This window comes from Halorubrum luteum, from assembly GCF_054652935.1.
In genome coordinates, this window is the sequence record NZ_BAAIGT010000002.1 from 374,941 (window position 1) to 393,642 (window position 18,702).

General features: G+C 64.2%; 15 protein-coding genes and 1 pseudogene. 11 read left to right on the forward strand and 5 right to left on the reverse strand.

Annotated features, from left to right (window positions below; all coding sequences use genetic code 11):
* Positions 1 to 109: 109 nt before the first annotated feature.
* The gene (locus ACYQ0R_RS01905; RefSeq protein WP_459820658.1) at positions 110 to 514 is read left to right on the forward strand and encodes a helix-turn-helix domain-containing protein; all 405 of its coding nucleotides are present in this window, start codon (positions 110 to 112) and stop codon (positions 512 to 514) included.
* A gap of 69 nt (positions 515 to 583) precedes the next feature.
* Here the strand turns inward: ACYQ0R_RS01905 and ACYQ0R_RS01910 are convergent, their stop codons facing one another.
* Entirely contained in the window at positions 584 to 2,980 is a 2,397-nt protein-coding gene (locus tag ACYQ0R_RS01910; RefSeq protein ID WP_459820659.1) for an APC family permease, read from the reverse strand.
* Positions 2,981 to 4,771: 1,791 nt separating this feature from the next.
* Entirely contained in the window at positions 4,772 to 5,083 is a 312-nt protein-coding gene (locus tag ACYQ0R_RS01915) for a DUF7471 family protein (protein WP_459825637.1), read from the reverse strand.
* 266 nt (positions 5,084 to 5,349) lie between these two features.
* Between ACYQ0R_RS01915 and ACYQ0R_RS01920 the strand changes: the two genes are divergently transcribed.
* The 8 genes from ACYQ0R_RS01920 (at position 5,350) to ACYQ0R_RS01955 (ending at position 13,331) form a co-directional block, all read left to right on the forward strand.
* The gene (locus tag ACYQ0R_RS01920; protein ID WP_459825639.1) at positions 5,350 to 5,853 is read left to right on the forward strand and encodes a winged helix-turn-helix transcriptional regulator; all 504 of its coding nucleotides are present in this window, start codon (positions 5,350 to 5,352) and stop codon (positions 5,851 to 5,853) included.
* A gap of 167 nt (positions 5,854 to 6,020) precedes the next feature.
* On the forward strand, positions 6,021 to 8,177 hold the full coding sequence (locus ACYQ0R_RS01925; protein WP_459820660.1) for a DUF7527 domain-containing protein: 2,157 nt from the start codon (positions 6,021 to 6,023) through the stop codon (positions 8,175 to 8,177).
* Positions 8,178 to 8,315: 138 nt separating this feature from the next.
* Positions 8,316 to 8,771 (forward strand): DUF5814 domain-containing protein, encoded by a 456-nt coding sequence (locus tag ACYQ0R_RS01930; protein WP_459820661.1) that lies wholly within the window; start codon positions 8,316 to 8,318, stop codon positions 8,769 to 8,771.
* 159 nt (positions 8,772 to 8,930) lie between these two features.
* Entirely contained in the window at positions 8,931 to 9,779 is an 849-nt protein-coding gene (locus ACYQ0R_RS01935) for a COX15/CtaA family protein (protein ID WP_459825641.1), read from the forward strand.
* Between the two features lie 236 nt (positions 9,780 to 10,015).
* Positions 10,016 to 10,810, forward strand: coding sequence for a basic amino acid ABC transporter substrate-binding protein (locus ACYQ0R_RS01940; RefSeq protein WP_459820662.1), 795 nt, complete (start codon positions 10,016 to 10,018; stop codon positions 10,808 to 10,810).
* Positions 10,811 to 11,662, forward strand: a complete 852-nt coding sequence (locus ACYQ0R_RS01945) for an amino acid ABC transporter permease (RefSeq protein WP_459820663.1) — start codon at positions 10,811 to 10,813, stop codon at positions 11,660 to 11,662.
* Positions 11,659 to 12,405: an amino acid ABC transporter ATP-binding protein gene (locus ACYQ0R_RS01950; protein ID WP_459820664.1), complete on the forward strand. Its 747-nt coding sequence runs from the start codon at positions 11,659 to 11,661 to the stop codon at positions 12,403 to 12,405. Before ACYQ0R_RS01945 ends, ACYQ0R_RS01950 begins: the two co-directional genes overlap by 4 nt.
* Positions 12,405 to 13,331, forward strand: coding sequence for an amino acid ABC transporter permease (locus ACYQ0R_RS01955; protein WP_459820665.1), 927 nt, complete (start codon positions 12,405 to 12,407; stop codon positions 13,329 to 13,331). The genes ACYQ0R_RS01950 and ACYQ0R_RS01955 overlap by 1 nt, the downstream gene beginning before the upstream one ends.
* On the opposite strand, the gene ACYQ0R_RS01960 is transcribed toward ACYQ0R_RS01955, so the two are convergent.
* A complete protein-coding gene (locus ACYQ0R_RS01960; RefSeq protein WP_459820666.1) occupies positions 13,328 to 14,407 on the reverse strand; it encodes a zinc-dependent alcohol dehydrogenase family protein in 1,080 nt (359 codons plus the stop codon). The two genes, ACYQ0R_RS01955 and ACYQ0R_RS01960, sit on opposite strands and share 4 nt — an antisense overlap.
* A gap of 184 nt (positions 14,408 to 14,591) precedes the next feature.
* Between ACYQ0R_RS01960 and ACYQ0R_RS01965 the strand changes: the two genes are divergently transcribed.
* A complete protein-coding gene (locus ACYQ0R_RS01965) occupies positions 14,592 to 15,764 on the forward strand; it encodes a sensor histidine kinase (RefSeq protein WP_459820667.1) in 1,173 nt (390 codons plus the stop codon).
* Between the two features lie 323 nt (positions 15,765 to 16,087).
* On the opposite strand, the pseudogene ACYQ0R_RS01970 reads toward ACYQ0R_RS01965, so the two are convergent.
* Positions 16,088 to 16,381 (reverse strand): annotated as a pseudogene (locus ACYQ0R_RS01970) (zinc ribbon domain-containing protein); the annotation flags it as partial.
* A gap of 325 nt (positions 16,382 to 16,706) precedes the next feature.
* Between ACYQ0R_RS01970 and ACYQ0R_RS01975 the strand changes: the two are divergent.
* A complete protein-coding gene (locus ACYQ0R_RS01975) occupies positions 16,707 to 18,254 on the forward strand; it encodes a carboxypeptidase M32 (protein ID WP_459820668.1) in 1,548 nt (515 codons plus the stop codon).
* Positions 18,255 to 18,270: 16 nt separating this feature from the next.
* On the opposite strand, the gene ACYQ0R_RS01980 is transcribed toward ACYQ0R_RS01975, so the two are convergent.
* Positions 18,271 to 18,612 carry a carboxymuconolactone decarboxylase family protein gene (locus tag ACYQ0R_RS01980; RefSeq protein WP_459820669.1) on the reverse strand — a complete coding sequence of 114 codons (342 nt, stop codon included), beginning with the start codon at positions 18,610 to 18,612 and terminating at the stop codon, positions 18,271 to 18,273.
* Between the last annotated feature and the right edge of the window lie 90 nt (positions 18,613 to 18,702).

The following is an 18,702-nucleotide window of genomic DNA, read 5'->3' on the forward strand; positions in this document are numbered from 1 at the left end:
CGTGTTCACATACCGTCCTCGGTGAGCCGGCGGTTTGAGACAAATTTTTATAGTAATGCACAATATTCACAATTATTATATCGCCGGGAACCGAAGATACATGTAATCCATGCAGGACCCACTGACCGAACAGCTCCAACAGGAGCTGGTGTGTGAGGGATTACTGGAGTGTATCTATGGTCTCAAGCAGTTGGACCGGGAGTGTTTCGCTGCGCTGGTCGAGAGCGACGAGCCGTTGACCGTCGACGAAGTCGCCGACCGCGTCGATCGTGAGCGGTCGACGGCGTACCGGTCGATCCAGCGGCTGCTTCAGGACGGCTTCGTTCGGAAGGAACAGGTGAACTACGATTCGGGCGGCTACTACCACGTGTACTATCCCGCAGACCCCGAAGAGATCGCCAACGAGATGCGGCGAACCCTCAACGACTGGTACGCAAGAATGGGACAGCTCATTCGAGAGTTCGAGTCGGAGTACGGGGGTATCGAAACCAACCACTCCGCCTCGCGAAGCTAGCTCCGCCCGGTTTTGCGAAATCGGTCGGGTTCGCGATAGCGACGCGCTCAAAATCGGCTCCGAAACGAGTTAGCCGCCGAAGAGGCGGTCGAGGAGCACGCGCTGGATCAGGCCGGTCTGTCGTTGGTCGGCTGGCTGGACCATGATGGCGGTGATGTCGACGGTGTCGACGAGTCGGTCGCCGGGGCGGCCGAACACCGCACCGCGGAGCCCGCGCCGTTCGGTCGTCGTGACCAGCAGGTCGGCCGCGTTCGCGTACTGTGCGAGCCCCTCGACGCGGTCGTCCGTCTCGAGGATCCGTGAGTCCGCGGTCACCGTCAGTACCCGCCGCAGTTCGTCGTGGTACTGTTGGACTGCTCGCTTCCGCTCGTCGGGCGCGCCCTCGGGAACCGTCTGCAGCAGCGTCAGCGTCGCTCCCGTCTCCTCGGCGATCGCGTCCGCCACCAACAGTTTCTCCGGATCGTACACCCCTCGACTCGTCGCCACCGCTATCTCGTCGGCCCCCTCGAATCCGCGATCCTCCACCAGCAACACCCCACACGGCGCGTTTTTCAACACGTGCTCGTTGAGCCCCTCACCGTACAGCTCGTGTAACTCCTCCACCCGGCGCTCCAACAGAATGAAATCCATATCCTCGAACGCCGCAAACTCCACTATCGCCGACCCCACCTCCTCCGTCCGGATCGTCCGGAAATCGACTTGGGGAGTCCGCCTTCGGTTCGGTCGGCCGGATCTGTCGGGTCCTGTCCCGACGGTCGAGGCATCGCCGTCGAGCCCTGCAGCACTCTCCTCGTCCGGCCGTGAGACGCCGCCGTCAGTCGTTCCGTCGGCGTTCGTCACGTCGGCGTCGTCTCTGACTCCCGGGAGCGGTTCCGCCTCGAGCGCCCACTCGGGCGGCTCGTCGTGTCTCGAAGTCGTGTCGCCGGCAGTGAACACGCGGTGGGGGAGTTTCTTGAACGTCGCAACCTGCACCGAGCCTTCTCGGAGCGCGGATAAGTCCATCCCGATCCGGAGCATATCGATCCGCGTCGGCACCGGCGTTCGTTCGGTAATAGCGACGAGCGAGTCGTAGCGGCGGCCTTCGGCGAACAGCTCGCGGGTGCGCTCGACGGCGGTTTCGCCGACGTTCCGGCGGACTTCGGTCCGTGCGGCACCCTCGCGGTCGATCCGCGGTCGGACGTACACGTAGAAGTAGACGGCAGAGACGGCGGTGATGAGGGCGGCACCGGCGAAGGGGACGGTGCCGACCTGGGTGAGCACGACGAAGCCGCTGGCCATCCCGAAGATCTGCATCCACGGGTACAGCGGCGAGGTGAACTCGGGGCTGTAATCGTCGACCGCTCCCTCTCGGAAGCCGATCAGCGCGAGATTCACCAGAATGAACACGATGATCTGGAACGCGCTGCCGAACTTTGCCACCTGGTCGATCGGGAAGAACACGATCAACACGACGATCACCGCCCCCGACAGCGAGACCGCGAGCACGGGCGTGTTGAACCGCTCGCTCACTCGCTCGAACGCACCCGGAGCCAGTCCGTCACGCGCCATTGCGAACGGGAACCGCGACGCCGACAACAGCCCCGCGTTCGCCGTCGATGCCAACGCTAACAGCGCCGCGCCGACGACGGCGACGGTACCGGCTTGGCCGAGCGTGGCGTCGGCCGCCAGAGCCATGATCGGTCCTTCTCCGTCGGACTGGAGTTCGCCGGCGGCGATGGCGGCGTCGATGTCGACGACGCCGACGGCGACGTACACGACCGCGACGTACAGCCCGGTCGTCAACAGAAGCGAGCCGACCATCGCTCGGGGGATCGTCGTGCCGGGGTCTTTGACCTCCTCGGCCACCGCGGCGATCTTGATCACGCCGGCGTACGAGATGAACACCAGCGCGGTCGCCGCGACCAGTCCACCCGACCCGTAGTTGAACGCGCCCGCGGTTCGTTCGGGTGAGACGTCGGGGATACCGCCGAGGATGAACCACGCGAGCGCAACGATCATCACACCGACGATGGCGAACTGGAGGCTGCCGGCGCTTTTGGTGCTGACGACGTTGATGAGGGTGAAAAACACGGCGAGGAGGACGGCGATGGGGAGGATGTACTCGGCGATGCCGGGAGCGACGAACACGAGATAGGGGACGCCGCCGATCAGCGCGAGCGCGCCTTTAAACGAGAGCATGAACCAGTTACCGATACCGGCGATCGTTCCGAGCAACGGCCCCATCCCCCGCTCGACGTACACGTACGATCCGCCGTCCTCGGGCATCGCGGTCGCCATCTCGGAAGCGGAAAACGCCGCCGGCAACACCAACACTCCCGCCAGCAGAAACGCCAACACCACCGCCGGCCCGTCCACCGTCACGTACGCCACGCCCGGCAGAATGAAAATTCCCGATCCGACCATCGCCCCGATGGCGATCGCCATCGTCGAAAGCAGTCCTAAATCACGCTTTAATCCTGTTGGCACGTCGATAACACCTGATAGACCTGTTAGGGTGTATGTCCTGAACGTTGGTTTACCTCCTACCTAACTGGTCAGCCATTCATTAGAGATTATAAAGAATCAAGGAGAATACCTGCGGCTTCAGCCGCAGGATGAATCCGACAACTCGGAAGCAATCCACGCTGCAATAGCCACACTGAGATTTGGCAATCCGTAGCTTGAACTGACAGGCAATCCTACGTATCGGTAGGAATCAGGCTGGGAACGGAGCGATTCCCGCCAGTCCTACGATGGCGGCCTGTCCGCCCCAAGCAATAAGACAGTAATCGGAACCAGTCAGGTGAACGGTCGGTTCCTATAATGAACCGATGCAGTGCCCGACTGCTGTAGGCACCACAGAAAGTAACTCCAAGTCCGTCGAGATCTGCCGGACTCCCCAAGGCAAAAACAACTTCGGGAGTCCATATACGATGGAGGATAGGAGTACCGGGGGCTTGGCACTCCCAGCAGTCCCACCCGCCACAGTCCGTGAACCTCACACGGAGTCTCACCGTACTGAGGTTCGGTGGAACTGCAAACCTGAAATCTCCAACGCTCAGGATTCCTCCGCGTTTACGCGGAGGAGGATGTCAAGATAGAGTGTTGCAAAACTACTTTCATGGTGTTTGTGTCATAATATCACACCCGAATCACTCGTGCGAACGAGCCTGCTTCGTGATCGATACCGGGCGTACGTCTCTTATTAGGGTGACTGGGTTGTTTATAAGGAATCATGTAAGGGGATCGGATTTGGTTTATAAGTGAGTCGCGGGAGCGATAGCTCCGCGACGAACGATCTGAAAGCCCCAGCCGCGACGGCTCGCGCGCCTTGCTGCGCTCCTCGGTCGCTCGCGGTGCTCGCTCCCTGTGGTGCTTACAGCGGCGGGCGTCGCCCCACCGGGAGACTGCGTCTCCCGAGCCCCCGCTCGCTCCGCTCGCGGGGATCACGGCTGCCCCTTTCAACCCCACCCGACCGCACCGCAACCGCACCTCACGCCTCCCCAGCCTCGTCGGCGGCTCGCGCGTTCCGCGCTCGCCGCCGCTTCCCTCGCACGCGCTCGCTCACGGGCCTGCGGCCCGCTCGGAGGCGCGCGCCGACCGCCCGCAGTCGCCTGATAAACGAACAATGTTTTGCTTGTGGTTGCGGTGGCGCGCGCCGCGAGCGGGCCGCAGGCCCGTGAGCGAGCGCGCGAGGGAGACCGGAGGGGCCGCCGAGCGGTTCCGGCGGCCCCTCCGGTCGAGGCTGGGGTGGTCCGAGGCTGCGGTGCGGGGCGGGACTGGAAGGGGCAGTCGCGAGGGCGACGCCCGGCGAAGCAAGCACTGCAAGGAGCGAGCGAAGTGAGCGACTGAAGCGCGCAGCGAGCCGCGCGAGCCGTCGCGGCTGGGGCTTCCAAGTCGGTCTCTGCTCCACCGCTCACTTATATACCACTCCTCACCACGCTGAATACACCTTTATAAACCACACATCGATTCTCGTATGCGCAATATACGCCCGAGATCGATCGCTGCGATATCGGCACTGTGCAATTCTTCTGTAGGTTTGTGAACTATTCCATGACGCCCTCGATGATACAGAACTGAACAGTACAGAAATTGGATCATTACCCCTCCGTTTATGAAATCTGAAGAGATTCACATATCTGCTCCGGCCGTTGGGTCAGATTGGTGAAGACACCGTCAACGAAGGTCGGAAGCAAGGTCGGTGGACTGTCCGGCCGCGTGAGTCTGTACGGGAACGCAGATCACAAGCCGTGAGACGTTCGATGCGAGCGGCTACTACTCGTCGATCTCGTCGGAGCCAGTGTCGATCCGCCCGGAGAGCGTGCCGGGTGCGTTGGCGTACACGGCGTACAACACCAGCGCGGCGATGAGGAAATCCAAACTGTGCTCGATGAAGTGGTGAACGGGCATCGGCACGTAGCCGAGGACGGTAGCCGCCCCGATGACCGACCGTAGCCAGAGTGCGCCGACGGCGACGCTGATAAGAAGATACTGTCTGCTCCGTCGCCGGTGGTACGCAAGAAGACTCACCGCGAACAGAAGCCCGGTGCCGATTCCGGCGACGATGACGACGACTAGCAGCGGGATCGACCCTTCGACGCCCCACCAGCCCGGCCGGTTCGCGGTCGCGACGGGGCTCTCACTGACGGCGGCAGCGAGTGCTCCGACGACGTCGTCGACTCGATCGAGAGACTCGGAACTCACACGTGTTCGACCCTGTGCAGGGAACCGTTATGAAATCATCCCCGTTCGGCCGTCGGCTCGAGGGGCGCGATCGGCACGACGGCACGCGGCTCGGGATGGAACGGATCCGAGAGACGTTTTACGCCGGGGAACAAACGGATATCCATCGAATGTCGACGACTCGTGACCGGATCCGCAGACACGTGTACGACACTCCCGGCGTTCACTTCAGCCGGATCGGCCGCGATCTCGACCTCGCGACCGGGCAGACCCAGTACCATCTTCGTCGGCTGTCCCGGAACGGCGACGTCGTCATCGAGGAGATCGGCGGGCGAACCCACTACTTCGCACCGGAGTTCGACCCGTGGGAACGGACGGCGATCGCGTACCTTCGTCGGGAGACGGCACGCGGGATCGTCGTCCGTCTCCACGCGGACGGGCCGATGCGCCCCGTCGACCTCGCGGACGAACTGGACGTCGCCCGAAGCACGGTCGCGTATCACGTCGGGAAGCTCGCCGAGGACGGCGTTATCGACCGCTCCGAAACGGAGCCGATGACGGTCACGTTGGCGGATCCGGACCGGACGGCGGCGCTTCTCGATACGGTGTCGCCGTCGCTTCCGGATCGGGTCGTCGATCGGTTTATCCGGACCGTCGATCGGCTGTTCGAGTGAGCGTCGACACGCAACGACTGAAGCAGCCACCGTAGTCACGGCAGAGCCCGTGCCGCCTCGCCCCGGAAGCCGATCTCGTGCCGTCGTGTCCGGCTCCTTACCGCGTCAGACGGCCGTCCTACGCTCCGGAAAGTATTTGCGTCGTCTCCGGCGAACTACACCCAGTAATGGACGCCCAGCGTATCGAGGAGATCACCGAGTGGGACGACCGGAGCTTCTCCGACGGGTTTGCCGGACTCCGACGTCTCGCGGATCGGGGGTTCTCAGGGGCGGCGACGAACGGAACGGGATGGCTGTTCATGCTGAACGGCCGCGTCGTCGGGACGGTCGACGCCGAGCTCGACGCGTTCGCCGACGCCTCGGGGACCGTATATAAGTCCCCGGAGGAGGTGCTTCCGCTGCTTTTCGCGATGCAGGAGCGTGGCGGCGAGAAGCGAGCACAGTACTACACGAACGACACGCCGCTGTCGGAGGCGGACCGAAAGCTCTCTGAGGGGGGGTTCACCGGCTACGTTGAGCTCTCGGAGAACGTCCTCTCCGGTGACTACTACGTCACATACACGGCCGGCGAGTCACGGGCCGCGGCGTTCGTCGGGAACTCCCGACGAGTAGAGACGGGTGAGGACGCGTTCGATCTCGCCGACGACGAGGTCGGTATCTACTCCGTGTACGAGGTCGATCTCGACGTCCGCGAGATCCCCGAACCGCAACCGAGCACCGTCGCTGACGACGACGAAACGGATCCAGCTGCCGATGACGACGCGACTGGAGACGGATCCGAACCGGCAACCGAAGGCGGGCCCGAACCAGTCACTGGGGACGAATCCGGATCGACCGCCGAAGCGAGTTCGGACCGCGATGTCGAATCGGATCCGGACCACGAACCCGAAACGGGTATTGCAGCGGACACGGACGAGGTCGCGGACACTGGCTCGGACGCCAGTCCCGACGAGAGCGGATCGGACGAAAACGGTTCGTCCGCCAACGGAACGGCTCGAAGCGAACCACCCCGAGACGGGACCACGACGTCTCACGGGACGGTCGCGTCCGCGTCCGAGTCGGCCGCCGAGTCAGCTGCCGAGTCGGCTTCCGACAGCGAGCACACGGTGGCGGAAGCGGCGGCTGACGACGACGTGTTCTCGGAGGAAGCGGAGTGGCGGGAGGCGAAATCGATCCCGGCGCTCGATCCGTCCGAAGCCAGCGAACGGCCAGACTCGCGGTCGAACGGTCCACGCAGAACGACGAACGAGGGACGCAACTCCCCGGAGCCCAGATCGACCGGGCAGTCCGCCGGGACGTCGGCCGTGTCGGAGCGGTCCTCGGTCCAGCGGAGCGAACTGAACCGAGAGCTCCAGCGGCTCAAAACGGAGCTCGAGGAGACGGAGTCAGCGCTGTCTGCGGCCGAGTCGGACCGCGACTCGTTGGCCGAGGAGCGCGACGAGCTCGCCGCGGAACGTGACCGTCTCCAGTCGGAGGTCAAGACGCTGGAGTCGGAGATCGACGGGCTCGAATCCGAAATGGCCGAACTCGAGTCGGAGCTCGAACGGACGCGAGAGGAGCTCGCCGCGGCTCGCCCGGGGGACGGTAACGCAGCACGGAGCCTTTCGGCGGCAGAGGCGCGGAGTCAGACCAACCTCTTCATCAGATACGACTCGAAAGGGGGTGTGACGCTGGACGACGTCCACGACGGCGATGTGGACTCGGAAGCGCTCGAGGACAACCTCCGGATCGAACACCACACGGGGTTCGACAGCGGCGGTGTGGCCGTCGACGGCGTTGCGTTCGAGGAGTTTCTCCACGGGACGTTGGAGTACACGTTCACTCGATGGCTCGTTCAGGAACTCCCGTTCGAGGTGAGCTCAACGGGGAACGAAAGCGCCCTCCGCGATCTGTACGACGCGCTTCCGGAGATCGACCGCGCGGAGATCGACGGCTCGGTGTCGGTGATCACCCGAGAGGGAGGATCGGAGAACCGCGAACAGCGTACGTTCGATCTCGTCTTGCGCGACCGGATGGGGAACCCGCTTTTCATCGCCGAGTTGAACGACGGACGCGATCCGACCGAGAAGGATACCCTCGAGTCGCTCGTGGCACACGGTGGCGACATCGCGGAGTCGAACGACTCGTTCGCAGGGGCGTTCGCGGTGACGGCAAGCTTCTTCGAGCCCGGTGCGCTGGAGACCGCGAGCGACGCGGTCGGCGGTGGGCTGTTCGGTCGATCGAAGCGAAAGAGCTTCGTGAAGCTCTCGCGCAAGCGCGGCTACCATCTCTGTCTCGTCGAATCCCGTGACGGAGGGTTCCACGTTACCGTTCCTGAGCTGTGAGGCCTCTTTTTTGCGTTCCGGTGGTGTGAGGTCCCTTCGTTAACCTGCAGCGGTGAGCGTTCTAGCTGCTTGCGTGCCGGTCCCATCGCGACCGTCACCGTGTTCTTTTAACTGACGACGACGTACGAATCGACACGCGTGGCGTTCACGGATAAGATCTACGTCAAGAACCACCGGCAGCTCTCCTCGCAGCTCGAGACGAACGTTCCGAAGGGAGCGTTCTCGGGAGCGACCCTCGATCTGCTGTTCACAGGTGACGGTCTCTCGAAGCTCGATTCGACGACTCGTGACCGGATCCTCGATTTCGCCGAGGATTTTCTCGACTGTGATTGTGATTCGAACCCCTACTGCGGCTGTCCGGAGGAGAAGTTCATCCGGTACGTACTCGAGCTCCGTGCCGAGGGGCTCGGTCCACAGGCGATCGTCGACGTGATGACGGACGAGTACATGGTGTACGCGTACACCGGTGACGTGCGGTCGTTTCTCGACGACGCAGTCCGGAAGCTCGAGGCGGTGGAGACCCTCGCCGACGTCGAGGGGAACGAGGAGATGGCAACGAAAGCGCGGCGGGCTCGAAGGCAACTGACCGGGTAGCAGTTCGATGGAACTCCAGCGTGGCTGCCGTGTGCCGGCCGGCTTCCCGTGCGTCCGGATCGGTCGAACGGTCTAAATACGCTGAAACCTGAACACGTGCAAATGAGTGTTCGACCCGCGTGGCTGACCTTTCGACGGTACGCGGCGGCGACGACGGGAATGACGCTGACGCTTTTCGCCATCGGCGTGTACACGGCTGCGACCGGCTCCGGACTGGCGTGTGAGGCGCAGTGGCCCCTCTGTTCGGACCAGCTCATCCCCGCGTTAACGATCAACCCTGACTTCATCGAATGGTTCCACCGCGTGTGGGCGATGATAACCGGCTTTCTGATCATCGGGGTCGCGGCGTGGACGTGGCTCGGATCGTTCGACCGGCGGACGCGCCTGGCCGCGACGCTCGCCGTCGTCGTACTCCCGGTCCAGATCACCGTCGGCGCGATCACGGTGACGATCGGGGGGCTCGTTCCCGACGGCTACACCGTCTCGACACACGCCGCACACCTGATTGTCGCGCTGATCATCTTCACGCTCCTGGGGTTGGCGACGCTGTGGGGGCGCGATCCGGGCGACCGGGGTGGAACGACGCGGCTACTTGGGGTCGCGCTGGCCATCGCGCTCGCCGGACTCGTCGGGAGTGTCGTCCTCTCGCGGGCGGTGCCGTTCCTGACGTACTCGCCGGGTGCGCAGGCGTGGTTCTACGTTGCCGGACTGACCGCCCATCTCGGGCTCCTCGCGACGCTCGTGTTCGCGACGGAGGCAACTCGCGGGAACTACGCCGGGATCGACGCGGCGACGGCGCGGACGACGCGGCTCCTTGCCGGTGGATCGATGGCCCTGCTCGTGACAACCCTGCTTTTGGGTCGTGACCTCGTGTTGTACACGTCGTTCTGGCAGCGAGTGAACCTCGTCGCGCTCGGCGGAGCCGTCGCGCTCGCGGTGGGTGCCATGTGGGTCGTACGGCGGCAGTCCGAGAGCCGGTCGATGCCGATCCCGACTGGCGGAGCGTGAGCCGCCGGACGGTGCGGCAGTGTGGACAGCTCGGTGACGGGATCCGACAGCACCGTTTCGGTGACGGGATCCGACATCAGTGTTCTCGAAAGGAGCGTCCGGAGCCGCCATCCATCACGATCGATTTGTGAAGTTACAGTGATCGAATCGGTAGCTTTGCGGGTGGAACGGACAGAATCGTGAACTCCTCGTCTTCGTGAGGAAAGCTTAAAACCGACGCTGCACCTCCCACGTGTATGTCACGCCACATCGAGACCGACATCAGTCGGCGGACGTACCTGAAGGTAACTGGCGCGTCGAGCGTCGTCGGGCTGACCGGCATCGCCGGCTGTCTCGGCGACGACAGCGAGGAGATCACGCCGGGAACCGCTCCCGGGTTCCCGCCGTTCGAGATGCGCGAGGACGGCGAACTGATCGGGTTCGACATCGACCTGCTCGAAGCGGTCGTCGCAGAGACGGAGTACGAGCTCGGAGAGTGGGACGAGTACGAGTTCGACGGGCTTATCCCTGCGCTCACGAGCGACCAGATCGACGTTATCGCCGCCGCGATGACGATCAACCCGGACCGGCAGGAGACGATCTCCTTTTCGGATCCGTACTGGGAATCGGACCAAGCGGTGCTCGTTCGCGACGGCGGCGAGTTCCAGCCGGCCGGCTGGGACGACTTCGAGGGCCGGCGGGTCGGCGCACAGTCCGGGACGACCGGCGCCGACCAGGCACAGCAGAACCTGATCGATGCGGGTATCATCGACGAGGACGACTACTCCTCGTACGGCAACTACGTGTTCGCGGTCGAAGACCTCGAAAACGAGAACATCGACGCGGTCGTCATCGACCTGCCGGTCGCGGAGACGTTCGCCGCACAGCGCGACGTGGAGATCGCGTTCATCGAGGAGACCGGCGAGGAGTTCGGATTCGGGGTTCGTCAGGCGGACGACGACCTCCGCGAGGCGCTCAACGACGGTCTCGCCGCCGTGCAAGAGGAGAACACGTACGCCGAGATCACCGACCGCTGGTTCGGGCAGGAGTAGATGTCCGCAACGGCGGGGGCCGTACTCGCCGCGGCCGACAGCATCGTCTCCGCGCACCCGAACGCCGTCACTGACGCCATCGCGTCGACGATCGTCACTGACGCCATCGCGTCGACGATCGTCACTGACGCCATCGCGTCGGCAGTCGTTCCCCTCGTCGGCGACCTCGACGACTGGGCGTTCGTGTTCCGGAACGCCGACTATCTCGCCGGGGGGTTGGTGCTCACCATCGGACTGACCGTGGCGTCGATCCTGCTGGGGTTCATCGTCGGCTTCCCGGCGGGCGCGATAGAGGTGTACGGCGACGGGTACCTCAAGCGGCTCGTTGAGACGGTCGGAGTGGTACTGCGAGGGACGCCGATCGTCGTCATCCTCGTCGTGATGTTCTTCGTGATCGGCGTCCCGCAGGTGAACCTCGGATTCTACTCGATCTCCGGTGCGGTCATGTCGGGCATACTGGGGTTGGGACTGCGAAGCGCGGCGTACCAGAGCCAGATCTTCCGGGCGTCGCTCGGGAGCGTCGACGACGGACAGCTGGAGGCGGCACGAGCGCTCGGCATGTCGCAGTTCGAGGCGGTCAGACACGTCGCGGTGCCCCAGGCGCTCCGTCGATCGATCCCGGGATTCCAGAACGAGTTCACCATCGTGTTAAAAGACACGAGCATCGTTTTCGCCATCGGTCTCGCGGAGCTTTTGACGCGTGGATACGACCTGTTCGTCGAGCGGACGACGGCGGTGCTCGAAGTGATCATCTTCATCAGTGCGATATACTTCATCCTCACGTTCGCGACGAACCGCGCGCTCGACCGTCTCGGTGACCACTACGCCATTCCAGGGAGTGAGTCCGCATGAGTGACGGCGAGTTCCTTCGTGCAGTCGACGTCTCGAAATGGTACGGCGACGAACAGGTGCTTCACGACGTCTCCTTCGAGATGGACCGTGGAGACGTCTCCGTGCTCATCGGCCCGTCCGGCTCCGGCAAGTCGACGATGCTCCGCTGTGTGAATCGGCTGACCGAAGTTCAGGAAGGAACGATCCATCTCGACGGGGAGGAGATCACCGGACCGGAGACGGACGTAAACGAGCTTCGGCGTGAGGTCGGGATGGTGTTTCAGGACTTCAACCTGTTCGCACATCTTCCCGCCCTCCAGAACGTCGCGCTCGGGCCGCAGCGCGTGCTCGGGCTGTCGGACTCTGACGCAAAGGCGCGAGCCCGCGAGCAGCTTGACCGCGTCGGGCTGAGCGATCAGACGGCGTCGTATCCGGCGGAGCTGTCGGGTGGCCAAAAGCAGCGAGTCGGGATCGCTCGGGCGCTGGCGATGGAACCGAAGCTCATGCTGTTCGACGAACCGACGAGCGCGCTCGATCCCGAGCTGATCGGCGAGGTGCTCGAGGTGATGCACGACCTCGTTGCGGATGGAATGACGATGCTCGTCGTCACACACGAGATGAGTTTCGCACGAGCCGTCGCCGACGAGATCGTCTTCCTCGACGGCGGACACGTGATCGAACGGGGACCGCCTGAACAGCTCTTCGAACGCCCGGAACGGGAGCGGACCGGCCGCTTCCTCGAACGCATCGCGGGACACGACTGATGGCGAGCGCGACGAGACCGGCCACGATCCGCGAGCGTGCGGCCGAGTCGAAGCTCTCCGCGGGCCGCGTCCTCCTGCTCGCTGCGGGCGCGCTGTTCTGGACGTGGCTGGTCGCAAGCTGGCTCAACCGCTGGCTCGGCGGCGTGGTCGTTCCCGTCGGCGACCCGTTCGTCTCGCCGGCTGCAGTCGAGACCGTCCTCGCGACGCTGCCGGGGCTCGCGGCGTACGCGAACGACGTCGCGTTCGCGGTGGAGATCTCGCCGGATATCGCCCGCGGCATGTGGCTCACGATCGTCATCACGCTCGTGAGTCTCGTGGTCGGGTTCTTCATCGCAGTGCCGTTGTCGGTCGCTCGCGTGTACGGGCGGTACACGGCGTACGCCTCGTTGACGTACACGGAGCTGCTCCGGGGAACACCGCTTCTCGCACAGCTGTTCGTGCTCCACTACGGACTGAACTTGAGCCAGTACGTTCCGGCGGCGCTGTCGGGGGTGTTCCCCAGAAACGTCGTCTGGGTCGCCATCGTCGGATTCACGCTCAACGGCGCCGCGTATCAGGCGGAGTATATCCGCGGAGCCTTAGAAAGCGTCGAGGAGGGACAGATCACGGCGGGGCGCGCCATCGGCCTCTCGAAGGTGGAGACGATCTACTACGTCGTGTTACCGCAGGGGCTCCGGTACGCGATCCCCTCGTGGACGAACGAGTTCGTCTACCTGATCAAATACTCCTCGCTGGCGGCGTTCATCACCGTTCCGGAGCTGTACTACCGGGCGTTCCAGATCGCGTCGAACACGTTCCGGTACACCGTCATCTTCGCGGTGACCGGTCTCGCGTACCTCGCTCTGGTGCTCACGGCCTCGAAGCTGATGGGTCGGGTCGAAGACGCCGTCGCGATCCCCGGACTCGGCGCGGAGCGGGAACGCTAGCCGTGGAACTCGGTGACGACCTCGACACCCCGGCTGTCGTACTCGTCCATCGCGGCGAGCCGGTCGGACACCTCCGAGAGCGCAAGCTCTCGACCGACGAGGTCGCCGGGATCGATCTCGGACGCTTCGATGAGCGAAAACAGGTCGTCGTAGCTCGTCGGCGGCATGCCGCGGGAGCCGACGAACGACACCTCCCAGCGGGTCATCCAGTCGGTCGGTAGCGACACCTCGCCGCGCTCCGCGTCGGTCGTCAGACCGATCTGGACGTGGACCCCACGAGGCCGGACCGAACGAACCGAGTTCCGACACGTCTCGGCGATCCCCAGCGCGTCGACTGAGACGTCGACGCCCCCACCGGCGACCGATCGAACTCGTTCCGGGACGTCGTGACCGCTCGGATCGAGTTCCGTTGGATTCACCGTGCGGTCCGCACCGACCTCGACGGCGCGTGCGAGCGCGTCGTCGTCGACGTCGATCGCGACGACGGTGGCACCGAGTGCGGTCCCGAGCTGGACGGCTGAGAGGCCGACGCCGCCGCAGCCGTGGACCGCGAGCAAGTCGCCGCCGTCGAGGTCGGCACGCTCGACGAGCGAGTGATACGCGGTCATATACCGACAGCCGAGCGCCGCGGCGTCCCGGGGCGAGAGCCAGTCGGGGCGCGTGACGAGATTGTAGTCGGCTGCCGGCACGCCGACGAGTTCGGCGAACGCACCCGGCGCGTCGGACTCGAATCCGAGGGCTCGCCCGTTCGCACACACGTTACCGTGTCCCCGCCGACAGGACCGACAGGTGCCGTCGCCGAGAGAGAACGGGACGACGACCGGATCGCCGACCGAGAACCGATCGACGCGTTCGCCGACATCGACGACTTCGCCAGCAGGCTCGTGGCCGAGCACCTGTCCAGTCGGTACGTGGTCGTTCGCCCACTCGCCGTGCCCCTTCCAGGCGTGCCAGTCGCTCCGGCAGACGCCACAGGCGTCGACTCGAACGACGACCCCGTCCGGTCCCGGGTCGGGCTCCGGCACGTCAGTGACCGCAAGCGGTTCCCCGTGCGAGCGAAGGACGGCTGCGCGCATACGCTCACATCACACGACGAGCACAAAGTGGTGACGGGAGGACGACTGTTCGACCACCCAAGACACCATGCTTGCGCGGTGTCACCAGGACCGATCCGTGTGTTCATCGGACGAGCAGATAAAACTACGCCGGAGAATTATAAAATAAATAAGACTTATCTGAGGCCACGACTCTAGGCAACATATGCCCCGTGGGAACGATCATCGTCCGGGAGTCGCGTACCGGCGTCCGAATGGTGCCGCCGACCGGCTGGTCGTCGAGTCGTCGAACGAACTACCGATTCCGGTCGGGGAACTCGGTCGTTCATCGTGGCTCGACGCCGTCCATCACGAGGATCGGGAGCGGCTTCGGAGCGCGCTCCACGACGATCAACGACGGGTAGACGTAGCGTACCGTCTCGTCACGGACGATGAGACGTGGATTCACGAACGTGGACGATTCGTCGACGCCGCTGCTGCCGATTCAAACACCGGCGACTCCACGAACACGGACTCCAACGACTCCGCAAATACGGACACGGACCCCAACGACTCCGCAAACCCGGACCACGTCGATCCTGACGGCGCAAGCAACACCACCGTCGCTGGTGGGGGCCGCGGTGACGTCGTCGGATATCTCTTTCTTGCTGGAGAGCGCGTCGAGCGAGAACGGCAGTTGGAGATCCAGCGAGAGCGACTCGAGGAGTTCGCGAGCGTCGTCTCGCACGATCTTCGAAATCCGCTGTCGGTAGCCGTCGGAAATCTCGAAGTGGCGGCCGACCTCGACGGCGACGCCGCAACCGAACGGATCGCTCGGGCACAGGACGCGCTCGGACGGATGGACGAACTCATCGGCGATCTCCTCGCGCTCGCCCGGGAAGGCCAAACGGTCGAAGAAACCAGCGAAACCGACCTCCGTACGGTGGTCGACAGAGCGTGGGGCACGGTCGGCGGTGAGGCAGCGGCCGATCTCCACGTGACGGATCCGCTCCCTCGGATCGAGTGTGACCGCGGCCGCGTCCGGCAGGTGATCGAGAACCTGTTTCGGAACGCGAACGAACACGGCGCCGACGAACCGCAGATCGAAGTCGGGATGCTCGCCGACGGTACGGGGTTCTACGTCGCGGACGACGGACCGGGTATCGACCCGGACGTTCGCGAACGCGTGTTCGACCCGGGCCACACCACGACCCAGGACGGAACCGGATTCGGCCTCGCGATCGTCGAACGGATCGCTGAGGCACACGGCTGGTCCGTGGATGTCACCGAGAGCCAGGCCGGCGGTGCACGATTCGAGCTCAGCGGCGTCGACATCGTCTCGACGGAAACGAAGACGACACCGACGCTGCCGGGCAGCGGGCTCCGGGCCGACAGGTAGCCCGTCCGAGTTGCGTCACCGTTCCTATTTTCCGCAGTGACCCGTTGGAATTGGGTGTACTGGCGGGTGGTTGGGCCACACCCATCACTACCATCCGAATTCGACTCTGGCAGGGCGACGGCGGGCGCCACGCGGGCCGACCCACCACCAGCGGTCGCCCCTGCCTGTTCGGGCTTGTAGGCAACAACGCCATGCCCGAACGTGAGCCGCGTGCCAGCGGAACGGCGGGCTGGCACGGTTTCGCAATCCCCCGTGTAGGAGGACGTAAAACCGTGATCCAACCCATCCGTCGCGCTGAAGAACACGCGGGCCACGTTCACTGCCGCGACGTAATCCCGGTCGCCTTCGAATCCACATCGAGCGTTGTCGCACCGGAAGTGCCCGCCCCACCACACTTCCTCATCGTGATCAGGCGACTTGCACGTATGCCCGGGCGACCCACACCGCGGGCACACGCGACTCGTCCCCCGTGGAAACACCCGCTTCACTTCCACGCCGACGTACTTGCAGCGGTACTCGATCTTCTCGATGATCTCGCGCCGCGCCCAACTCGACAGCTCCCACGACAACCCGCCTTCACCCGACGGCGGAGACCTATCTTTTACCCATAAGTTCACCGAGACCCAAACAGACGTTTTCAGACGCTGTCGGACCTGATCTGTACTCGATAGATCGAGATGAGGAGCGATTCGGGCGGTGATATCGGCGGTTGGGAGTTGCTGAATGCGGATAAACGAGATCGACAAAATCGCTTCATGAGGGCATTACATCTGTAGATATCGGTATTTTCAGCCGAGTTCATCGATCTCGGTAGCGACTTGATTTGTGGGTAAGAGACAGGGCTTCAGCCGTGGGAGGAGGTCAACATTGGTTTCGTAGTACGGTCCGCCCGGAAACGACCGCGTTCGGACCCTTCTTAAGCCGCGCGACGAAGATCAGGGTATGTCAACGGAGTCCACGGAGTCCGACTCGGCGGATGCGGCGGATGCGCCGGATGCGTACGGAAGCCTCCTCGATCGCGCTCGCCGCTGGAACGCGGTCGGCAGTGCCGCGGGCGTGCTCAGCTGGGACCAGCAGGTGATGATGCCGGAGGGCGGTACGCCAGCCCGATCGAAACAGCTCTCGACGCTCTCGTCGCTCCGACACGAGCTCCTCACCGACGAGGAGACCGGCGAGCTGCTCGATGAGCTGGACGGCGTAGACCTGACCGACGAGCAGGCGGCAGTCGTCCGGGAGATCCGTCGGGAGTACGAACGAGCGGACGCCGTTCCGGTCGAACTCGTCGAGGAGATCTCGGAAACCAGCTCCGAGGCGCTCGCCGCGTGGGAGGAGGCGAAAGCCGACGACGAGTTCGAAACGTTCGCGCCGTACCTCGAGAAACACGTCGAACTCAAACGCAAGTACGCCGACCACGTCGACCCGGACCGGGACCCGTACGAGGTGCTGTTCGAGGAGTACGAGCCGTGCCTCTCGATCGACCGCGCGGAGGCGATCCTCGAGGCGCTCCGTGAGACGCTCGTGCCCATGATCGACGCGATCCGCGACTCCGATCGAGAGCTCGCAGTCGACACCTTTGCCGGCGAGTTCCCCGAAGCCGAACAGGAGGCGCTCGCCCGCGAGGCGCTGGAGCTGCTCGGCTACGACTTCTCTCGGGGCCGTCTCGACGTCTCCTCGCATCCGTTCACCTCCGGCAACCAGTTCGACTGTCGGGTGACGACCCGGTTCGACGAGTCCGACCCGCTCGGCGCGCTCGGTTCGACGATCCACGAGTTCGGCCACGCCCAGTACAGCCTCGGACTCCCGCAGGAGCACTGGGGAACGCCACTCGGCGAGTCGCGTGACCTCTCCGTTCACGAGTCGCAGTCTCGGCTCTGGGAGAACCACGTTGGACGGAGTCGGGCGTTCTGGGAGCTGTTCCTGTCTCGGTTCCAGGACCGGTTCCCCGAGACCGCGGACGCGACCGTCGAGGACGCCTACGAGGCTGTCAATCAGGTGTACGAGGACAACCTCATCCGCGTCGAAGCCGACGAGCTCACCTATCACCTCCACATCGTCGTCCGCTTCGAGATCGAGCGCGACCTGATCCGTGGTGACCTCGCCGTCGAGGACGTCCCCGAAACGTGGAACGACAAGTACGAGGAGTACCTCGGAATCCGCCCGGAAACCGACGCCGAGGGATGCTTACAGGATATCCACTGGAGCCACGGCAACTTCGGCTACTTCCCCACCTACTCGCTCGGATCGGTTATGGCCGCACAGCTGTACGATGCCGCCGACGCCGAGATCGACGACCTCGACGCACGGATCGCCGACGGCGAGTTCGAGCCGCTGCACGAGTGGCTCGCGGACCGCGTGCACGCACACGGCGCGCGGTACGAGACGAACGAGCTCGTCGAGCGTGCGACTGGCGAGCCGCTCGAGGCGGACGCGTTCCTCGAGTACGTCGACGCCAAGTACGGCGAGTTGTACGAGATCGACTCCGTCTCGTAACGGACCGAAGGATCCGTTACGCGTCGTCAGTAACGTCGTCGATCCAGCTCAGTCCGGCCACCGCTTTCGGGAACCCGATGGTCGGGATCGCGAGGACGGCAACCTGCTCGAGCATCTCGGGAGAGACGCCGTCGTCGAGCGCTCGTCGGGCGTGCGAGTGTGTCGCCCCTTCGGACTCACTGGCGATCGCGAGCGCGAGCTTCACCAGCCGTCGCGTCTCATCATCGAGTGGCCCCGCCTCAGCACACGCCTCGCCCAGTGCTGCATAGGAGTTCCACACGTCGGGGTGAGCTTTGGCGAGTTCGGTCGGTTGTGTGGACATCTCCTCGGGAAGTTCCAGGTTTTCATTTTCCGTCATCACGTCTTAGTCATCACTGCTGGTACGAAAGGTTTCCTGGAGGAGCCACGTTGACACGGAGTCGCTGAACTCGTCGTCATCCAAACTGTT